This is a genomic window from Methylobacterium sp. CCH5-D2, from assembly GCF_001556475.1.
Classification (GTDB): Bacteria; Pseudomonadota; Alphaproteobacteria; order Rhizobiales; family Beijerinckiaceae; genus Methylobacterium; species Methylobacterium hispanicum.
The window spans coordinates 1-6,148 of sequence record NZ_LSIX01000495.1 but is presented as its reverse complement, the minus strand read 5'-3'; the positions used below and the strand labels follow the sequence as shown (position 1 = coordinate 6,148).

Annotated in this window: 5 protein-coding genes and 1 pseudogene; 1 reads left to right on the top strand and 5 read right to left on the bottom strand. The window is 72.1% G+C overall.

The window, feature by feature from the left end:
* The 5 genes and pseudogenes from AX737_RS33180 to dinB form a co-directional block, all read right to left on the bottom strand.
* A pseudogene (locus AX737_RS33180) lies at window positions 1–162 on the bottom strand (4-(cytidine 5'-diphospho)-2-C-methyl-D-erythritol kinase); the annotation flags it as partial.
* 106 nt (window positions 163–268) lie between these two features.
* Window positions 269–2,131 (bottom strand): tetratricopeptide repeat protein, encoded by a 1,863-nt coding sequence (locus tag AX737_RS12675; RefSeq protein WP_066921826.1) that lies wholly within the window; start codon window positions 2,129–2,131, stop codon window positions 269–271.
* A gap of 197 nt (window positions 2,132–2,328) precedes the next feature.
* A complete protein-coding gene (locus AX737_RS12670; RefSeq protein WP_066921822.1) occupies window positions 2,329–3,381 on the bottom strand; it encodes an HWE histidine kinase domain-containing protein in 1,053 nt (350 codons plus the stop codon).
* Between the two features lie 62 nt (window positions 3,382–3,443).
* Window positions 3,444–4,196: a Crp/Fnr family transcriptional regulator gene (locus AX737_RS12665; protein WP_066921820.1), complete on the bottom strand. Its 753-nt coding sequence runs from the start codon at window positions 4,194–4,196 to the stop codon at window positions 3,444–3,446.
* 133 nt (window positions 4,197–4,329) lie between these two features.
* On the bottom strand, window positions 4,330–5,424 hold the full coding sequence (dinB, locus tag AX737_RS12660; RefSeq protein ID WP_066921818.1) for a DNA polymerase IV: 1,095 nt from the start codon (window positions 5,422–5,424) through the stop codon (window positions 4,330–4,332).
* A 231-nt stretch (window positions 5,425–5,655) separates the two neighbouring features.
* On the opposite strand from dinB, the gene AX737_RS12655 reads away from it, so the two are divergent.
* On the top strand, window positions 5,656–6,108 hold the full coding sequence (locus AX737_RS12655) for a hypothetical protein (RefSeq protein ID WP_245293433.1): 453 nt from the start codon (window positions 5,656–5,658) through the stop codon (window positions 6,106–6,108).
* Window positions 6,109–6,148: the final 40 nt, after the last annotated feature.

Genomic DNA, 6,148 nt, shown 5'->3' with positions numbered 1-6,148 from the left:
GGAGAGCCTCGTGGCCTTCGCGGGCGCGAGGCCGAGGAGATCCGCCGCGCCCGCGAAGGCCACGAGGCTCTCCAGCACGTGGTAGCCGTCCCCGGGCCGGCGGCCGAGGACGTGCAGGGTCAGGTTGATCTTGGCCGGGGCGCGGGTGGTGAGAACGGGCACGGGCGCTCCGGAACGGGACGGGACGGGCAGGCCTTACGGGGCCGACCCGATCCGGGCAAGGTGCCGGCCGGGCCTGCCCGCCGCGGGGCGCCGGAGCGGGCCGCGTCTAGCCGCCCGTCTTCTTGTCGGCGGCGCCCGGGGGCTCGCTCGGCTGGGGCGCGCCCTTGGGCAGTTCCGGGTTCTCCGGGTTGTGCGGGGCGGCCACCGGGGCCGGCGGGTTCTCGGCGGTCGCGGTCGGCTTCTCGATGTCCGGCAGGCCGTTCTTCAGCTTGTCGTTGATCTGGGCGAGGTCGTCCGGCTCGGGGTTCAGGTCCTTGGCGTGCTGCCACTGGAACTTGCCCTCGAGGCGCCGTCCCGCGCGCCAGTAGGCATCGCCCAGGTGGTCGTTGATCGTCGGGTCGCCGGGCTTCAGCTCGACGGCCTTCTCCAGCTCGCGCACCGCGTCGTCCCAGCGGCCGAGGCGGTAATAGGCCCAGCCCAGGCTGTCGACGATCATGCCGTCGCGCGGGCTGGCCTCGGCGGCCTGCTTGAGGAGCTTGAAGGCCTCGTCGATGTTGATCTTCTGATCGACCCAGGAATAGCCGAGATAGTTCAGCACCTGGGCGCGGGCGGCGGGCTGGCTCGCCGGCACCAGCTCCAGCGCCTTCTTCAGGTCGGCCTCGGCCTTGGGCCATTGCTTGGCCCGCTCGTAGGCGGTGCCGCGGAAGTAGTAGGTCGTCCAGTAGTTCTGCACCGGCCGGTCGCCGATCAGGGCGATCGCCTTCGAGTAGGTCTCGGCGGCCTCGGCGTACTTCTTGCGCGAGCGCTGCACGTTGCCGAGCGCCGTCACCACGTCGATGTCGTCGGGGTGCGCCTTCATCACGGCGTCGAGATGGGCCAGCGCCTCGTCACCCCGGCCCATCTGCTCGAGGTTCAGGCCGACCTGGATGTCGGCGTTGAGCTTGAGCGGCGAGGAGGCCGGGATCTGCGCGTAGGCCTCGTTGGCCTTCTCGACCTGCTTCATCCGGTCGAGAAGGTCGGCGAGCGTCAGCCGGGCGAGGCCGTGCTCGGGGGCGAGGTAGAGCGCGAGGCGGAGATAGATCACCGCGGGCAGCTCGTCCCCTTGGGTGGAGCCCGCCGAGCCGAGGCCGTACAGCACCTCGCCCGCGCCCTCCTGGGCGGTGGTGATCAGGCGGCCCAGCGGCTTGCCGGCCTTCAGCTTGTCGAGGGCGTCGCGCACGATCGGGTGGCGCGGCATCAGGCTGTCAAAGTCGGTATAGGCCTGGATCGCCACGTCGGTGCGGCCGGCGGCCGCCTGCTGGCGCGCGTAGGCGTCGACAACCCGCAGGGTGTTCCGGTCGGCCTCGTAGGCGGCCTTCAGGCGGCGTTCGGCCTCGGCCTGGTCGCCGACGACCGAGGCGATCAGCCCCGCGTGGTAGTCGCGGAAGGTGTTGTAGTAGCGCTCGCCCCGCAGGCGGCCGACCGTCTCCAGCGCCTTCTTGCCGTCGCCCGCGCCCGCGAAGGCCCAGGCGGTGAGCAGCGTCGCGGTGAGGTCGGCGGCCGCGCCCCGGCCGCTGCGGGCGAAGTTCTGGCGGGCGGCCGACCACTGGCTCGCCTTGATCTGGCGCACGCCCAGCGCGAGGTTGGCGAGCCCGTTGGCGCCGTCGCGGTTCGTCAGGCGCTCGGCCGCCCGGAAGGCGTCCGGCAGGGCGCCGTCGGCCAGCATCGAGATGAAGGCGCGCTCGAGGAGTTCCGCGTTGCGCGGGTCGGCCTTCATCGCCTCGCGGTAGTAGGTGGCGGCCGCGCCGGTGTCGCGGGCCGCGCCCGCGATGTAGGCGGCCAGGAAGTTGCCCTCGAGGGATTCGGCGGGTTCGTACTCGGTGACGGGCGCGGATTCGCGCGGCTGCGCGGCCTGGACGGCGGGTGTGAGCCCGGCGGCGAGGGCGAGGGCGAGCACCGGGACGGTGCGGCGGACGCGTCGGTCGAGCATGAACAAGGGTCGCGGCTCCTGGGGCGCCGCGACCGGGAACCCGGAGGCGGCGCGAGGTCGGGCGGACAGTGGACCCTTCGGGCCATGCCCGCAAGGCGAAACGATGGCGCGGCCGGAGCCCCGGCGCGTCCCGGACAAGGGGCGATGGAGGGGCGTGCAAGGGCAGGGATGAGGGGGGCTCCCTCCAGCCGTCGTCCTCAGGCGTGCGGCCGTGCCGCGGCAGCCTGCGCGGCACCGCAGAGCGGCATCACGATGCGGCAGGTCAAACCGTCGCCGCGGAAGGCGACGACGACCTCCGCCCGCAGGTCGTGCGGCAACATGCGCTCCAGCACGTCCATGCCGAAGCCGTAGCGCCGGCTCTCGGGGCCGCCCAGCGTGAGGCCGCTCTCGGTCCAGTCGAGGACCAGGGCCCGTCCCGTCCCGCGCTCCTCGAGGGTCCACGCGATCGTGATCGCGCCGTCCCCCTGCGCGAGCGCGCCGAACTTGACCGCGTTGGTGGCGAGTTCGTGCAGGGCAAGGGCGAGCCGCTCCGCCGCGCGGGCCGGAATCTGGACCGGGGGGCCGGTCATCGTGAAATCCGTGCCCTCGTGGGCGTGGTAGGCGAAGAGTTCGTCGGCGACCAGCAGGGACAGGCTGAGGTCGCCCAGCGGGTTGCGGATGATCGCGCTCTGCACCCGCGAGACGGCGTTCAGCCGGCCGTCGAGATGCATGGCGTAGTCCTCGACGCTGTCGCTCGTCTCGGCGGAGCGCCGGGCGATCGCGCGGACCGTCGCCAGCGTGTTGCGGACCCGGTGCTGCAGCTCGGCGAGGAGATGGGCCTGCTGCTCTTGGAGCGTCTTCAGGTCGTGGATGTCCGTGGCGGTTCCGAACCATTCCCTGACCCGCCCGTCGGCGTCGCGGGCCGGGAGGGCGCGGGTCTCGAACCAGCGGTAGCCGCCCGTCGCCGCCTGCAGGAGCCGGTGCTCGATCCGGAGCCGGCCCTCCGCCTCGGCCCCGGCCCAGGCCGCCTCGGTGCGGGCCCGGTCGTCCGGATGCACGGTCGCGAGCCAGCCGCCGTGCCGGGACGCGCCGTCGCTCTGGCCGGTGAAATCCTGCCATTGCCGGCTGGACCAGACCCAGTCGCCGTCCGCGCGCGCGCGCCAGACCAGTTGCGGGATCGTCTCGACCAGGAGGCGGAAGCCGTCGTCCCGCTCCGGGCCGCTCCCCGCGCGGCTCTCGTCCTCGGTCTGTTGGTTGGTCCGGTCACTCATGGATCGCAGCGTCGGCAGCGCGAGCCGGTCGGGATCAGGCGGTCCGCACAGACCGTAACCGATTAGACGGCGAGGGGTTCAACGGCGTCGAGGTGACGCCCGACATGGTCGAGATGGAGGTAGTTCGGGGTGAACAGCGAGGCGGCCTGCAGCGCCGCAAGGTCGGGGATCGTCAGGTTGCGCCCCTTCAGAACGATCAGGCCCGAGCCGCGCAACTCCTGAAGGGTCCGGTTGATGTGCACCGTGGAGAGGCCCATCGCGTCGGCGAGGTCGGCCTGCGTCGTCGGCAGCACGCAGTGGTCGCCCTCCGTCAGCCCGACGCCCTGCAGCCGGATGAACACCTCGCACAGGAGGTGTCCGAGCCGCTCGGTCGCGGAGCGCTGGCCGAGGTTGACCGTCCATTCCCGCTGGATCGAGGCCGAGACCAGCGTGTCCCACCACAGGGCCTGCATGATGCGCGGGTGGCGCGCCGCGACCGCGCCGAGGGTGTCCCGCGAGATCTCCGCGAAGGTCACCGGGGTGAGCGTGCCGATGGATTGGTCCATCTCGCGCAGCACGTCGATGAACGTGTCGCACAGGTCGCCCGGCAGGAAGAAGGCGACGATCTGGCGCCTGCCGTCCTCCAGCTGCTTGTAGCGACAGGCCCACCCGTCGAGGATCAGGCTGACGTGGCTCGCGCTGTCGCCCTCGCGGACGATGTCCTCGCGCGGCCCGACGCGGCGCAGCTTCTCGCCGACCACGCCCTCGAGCGCCTGCCGGTCGGCCGCGGACAGGCGCGTGAACAGCTCGAGCTTCCTGAGAAAATGTCGCGGCATCCCGTCCCTCGAAGAGACCAGCGCACGGATCTTTCGATCCGTGCAGCCGTCGAGAAATTCACGTGTGTTAATTCGTAGCACACATCCTGTGATCGTCGTAATGGTCGAAGATGCGAACTTCGGTTGTATAACGTCAGATCTCGAGACCGAGCTGCACCGGTCCCGCCGCATCCGCCTCACCGAGGCCGGAGAGGCTGAGCCCGATGAGCCGCGCGCTGCGCCGGAGCGGCATCGCCTCGTCGAGCAGCGCGAGCGCGGCGCGCTCCAGCCCGCTCCTGTCGCCGACGGGCGCCGGCCCCGAGCGGGCCCGCGTCATCAGCGTGAAATCGGAGAGCTTCAGCTTGAGGGTGACGGTCCGCCCCCGCACGCCCTTGGCCACGCTCGCCTGCCAGACCCGGTCGATTATCGGCGCGAGCCGCTCGGCCAGCACGGTCCGGTCGGCGGTGTCGTCCCCGAAGGTGGTCTCGGCGCCGATCGACTTGCGCACGCGGTGCGCCCGCACCGGCCGCTCGTCGATCCCGCGCGCGACCGCGTGGTAGTAGGCGGCCGCGCTGCCGAAATGCGCGGTCAGCTCCTCCAGCGGGCGCTCGCGCAGGTCTCGGCCCGTCTCGATGCCGAGCGCGCGCATCCGTGCCTCGGTGACCGGCCCGACCCCGTGGAAGCGGCCGATGCTCAGGGTCTCGACGAAGGACGGGCCCATCGCGGGGGTGATCACGAAGAGCGCGTCGGGCTTGCGGTGGTCCGAGGCGACCTTGGCCAGGAACTTGTTGTAGGAGACGCCCGCCGATGCCACGAGGCCGGTGCGCTCCAAGATCGCCGCCCGGATCGCCCGCGCCACCGCGGTCGCGCTCGGCAGGCCCTGCAGGTTCTCGGTGACGTCGAGATAGGCCTCGTCGAGGGCGACCGGCTCGATGATCGCGGTGTGCTCGGCGAAGATCGCCCGGATCTCCTCCGAGATCGCCCGGTAGACCTCGAAGCGCGGCTTGACAAAGACGAGGTCCGGGCAGCGCCGCCGCGCGGTCACCGAGGGCATGGCCGAGCGCACCCCGAAGACGCGGGCCTCGTAGCTCGCCGCCGCCACCACGCCGCGCTCGCGCGAGCCGCCGACCGCGACCGGGCGACCGCGCAGGGCGGGGTCGTCGCGCTGCTCGACGGAGGCGTAGAAGGCGTCCATGTCGATGTGGATGATCTTGCGCGGATGCGGATTCGTATCCGGTTCGGGCAGCATCCTGGACTCGCGTCCGTGTCGGTAGGTTCGTCTTTCGTTCTTTCGATGCGGTCGGGCGGCGGGCCGGTCAAGCACGGGCGATGTGCCGTCCACCGCTATCGCGGCGGGGCCGAACGCAACCACAGGCCGCAGAAGGGGCGCGGGTCAGGCTTGGCGGCGGCCCGCGACGCGCTATCACCTCCGGCAGGCGCCCTCCGCCGGAGGGCCGGTCGCGTGAGGATCTCGGCAACCATGATGCAGTGGAGACGGAGTGCCGCGCTGGCGGCTGCGGCGATCCTCGCGGGCTCTTGGAGCGCCGAGGCGGCGGCCGGCTGCCTGCGGCGGGTCTACAACCGCTCGGCCCTCGTGCTGGTTGCGAGCCGCGACGGCGGGCCGTCGGTGACGATCCTGCCCGGCCGATCGGTGCCCCTGCGGCTGGAGCGCCCGGGCACGATCAGCCTCGCGGCATATTGCGGCGACGCGACCGCGGGCGGGCCCGTGGCGCAGGCGAGCTTCGCCTACGTGGCCGTGCAGGACCGCTGCTTCATCGATTTCGGCGATCCCTGGTTCCGGCCGCAGATGGGCAAGGGCTTCTGGGGCCTGCAGGGCACGGCGCCGTTCACCGTGAACAACCCGAACCAGGGCGACGTCATCCTCGGGCCCTTCGCCGGCGAGGCTTGCCCGGTGCTGCGCCGGGGCGGGTAGGCGATCGGCGCGGAAAGGCCCCTCAGGCCCGGTCGCGGAC